Annotated in this window: 2 protein-coding genes and 1 pseudogene; all 3 read left to right on the forward strand. The window is 60.5% G+C overall.

What is annotated here, in order from left to right:
- Positions 1-656: pseudogene (locus tag NKH35_RS31620) on the forward strand (cytochrome P450); the annotation flags it as partial.
- Between the two features lie 40 nt (positions 657-696).
- Complete coding sequence (locus NKH35_RS31625; protein ID WP_081725572.1) at positions 697-888, forward strand: ferredoxin; 192 nt, start codon at positions 697-699, stop codon at positions 886-888.
- Between the two features lie 329 nt (positions 889-1,217).
- The coding region (locus NKH35_RS31630) for a nitrogen fixation protein NifQ (protein ID WP_352917560.1) at positions 1,218-1,771 on the forward strand (554 nt) is incomplete at its 3' end.

Here is a 1,771-nt window from a genome sequence, read left to right on the forward strand (position 1 = left end):
ATAAGGAACGACCTGTGGCTGCCCGGACGATCGTGGCATTCATCGACGAACTTGCAGCCATGCGCCGCGATGAGGCGGTTGACGATTTCATGACCTTTATAGTGCAGGCACAGGTCGAGGGCCGCCGGCTGACTGACACCCAAGTCCGCGGCATCGGCGTGCTTGTCTTCGTCGCTGGGCTCGACACGGTCGCAGCAGCTATAGGCTTTGACTTGGCGTACCTCGCACGCAACCTCAAAGATCAGCAATTGCTGCGGAGCGAACCGGACCGCATCCCGCTCGCAACCGAAGAATTGCTGCGGGCCTATCCGCCCATTCAGTTGATCCGCGTGGCCACGAAAGATATCGACTTCGAAGGCGCGCCGATCCGGAAGGGGGACTATGTTTCCTGCGCCACGATGATTGCCAATCGTGACCCGGCGGAATTCGAATGCCCCAACACGATTGATTTGGAGCGGGGGGACAACCGCCACGCAGCGTTTGGCTATGGTCCCCACCGTTGACTTGGCTCACACCTTTCCCGTCGCGAGATTGTCATTGGCCTGGAGGAGTGGCTGGCGCGCATCCCGGCTTTCAGGATCAAGCAGGGTACGGCGCCGATAACTTCTGGCGGCCATGTGTTCGGGATCGAAAATTTGATCCTGGACTGGTCTTAGGCCCGCCCCGAGCCCGGGCACAGACAATGGAGGCAGCGCCATGCGCATCATCGTCCAAAAGGCCAAATGCCAGGGCCACGCGCGATGCGCGGCGCAAGCGCCGGACATCTTTAAACTCGATAATGACGGTTACATCCTGCCTGGTGACATTGAAGTTGCGGAAGGGGAGGAACTGCCTGCATCACGAGGCGCGCGATCCTGTCCTGAACGTGCGCTGGAACTCACCCGCTGACGCTCTGGATGAGACGGCATTCAACCGTGAGTCTGGCTTGAACCATGTGGCCGCACTCAGCACGCGACCTCTGTCCCGCACGGTTCACGTCCAACTCTGCGGGGCAAATTCCGGCGCCAGTGTTCCCCGCGAGGCGCAAACGGCTGGGCCGGGGTTCGCGAACCGCTTCGAATCACAGAATTTGCGCCAGAGCCGATGGACCAGACGAGAATTGCCGAACTACTCGACGCGAGGCGACCCGGAGTGCCGTACCGAAGAACTGCCCGACCCATGTTGCGGCAGGCCGGGTCTCTGCATGATTTGATAGGGCGAAACCAGGAGAACGCACCATATTTGCCCAACATTATGCCCGGCTCAGCACCGGCCAATGGCCGCAGCTGGAGAGAAGGTTCGACCAGCATGTGCTTGCCTGTGTGCTTTCACGTGCGCTCGAGGAGATCGAGGCCGGCGAGGCGACGGCGACGGAGGCAACCGGACTTTCGCGCGCCGAGTTGCGCGATGTCCTGTCCCGCTGTTTCCCTGCTTTTCCTATCAACGCGTTTGCCTTGGAAGAGGGGAGCGAGCCTGAGCCGGATCTGGAAGAAGAACTTCTGCGCGGACTGCTGCTGGCGCATGCCCGGCCCGACGACAAGGCAAGCGCCCGCTTCGCCAAGATCATCGCCCGGCGTGCCATGCGCAATGACCACCTCTGGCAAGACCTTGGCCTTTTTAGTCGAAGCGACCTCGGCCGCCTGCTCGCCTCGCATTTTCCGACGCTGGCGGCCGGCAACACCCAAAACATGAAATGGAAAAAATACTTTTACCGAAAGCTCTGCGAGGCCGAAGGCTTTTCGCTGTGCAGCTCCCCCAGTTGCCGGGACTGCAATGATTTCGAAAGCTGCTT

The organism is Mesorhizobium sp. M1143 (assembly GCF_040318435.1).
Lineage (GTDB): Bacteria > Pseudomonadota > Alphaproteobacteria > Rhizobiales > Rhizobiaceae > Mesorhizobium.